The sequence below is a fragment of the Vibrio sp. S12_S33 genome (assembly GCF_963889785.1).
GTDB classification, from domain to species: domain Bacteria; phylum Pseudomonadota; class Gammaproteobacteria; order Enterobacterales; family Vibrionaceae; genus Vibrio; species Vibrio aestuarianus.
In genome coordinates this window covers 1-319 of sequence record NZ_CAWPQZ010000301.1, presented here as the reverse complement: position 1 = coordinate 319, position 319 = coordinate 1, and the positions used below count along the sequence as shown (strand labels likewise).

Here is a 319-nt window from a genome sequence, read left to right as displayed (position 1 = left end):
GGCAACAGCAGTGGTGAGAGTGCGCCAGTGACGTTTGATTTTGACGCCACCGCACCAACTGCGGCGCCAACACTCACCATCGCGGACGCCGCGGACGGCAGCGTGAGCGTGGCAGAGAACAGTGACGGCGTTGAAACGGTGGTAAGTATTCCAACGGGCGTGGAAGTGGGTGATACGGTGACGTTAACCATCACCAACCCAGATAGCAGTGTGACAACGCAAACCTACACCGTTACCTTGTTAGATACGTTAAATGGTGTCGCTGCTATTACGATCCCATCATTGATTGACGAAGGTATGTACAGCGTGACGGCGCAGA

1 protein-coding gene is annotated in these 319 nt (G+C 54.9%); it reads left to right on the top strand.

All coding sequences use genetic code 11. The annotated features are described in order from the left end of the window. Positions 1-319 (top strand): hypothetical protein (locus AACW06_RS20260; protein WP_202884129.1); only part of this gene is annotated, 319 nt, incomplete at both ends.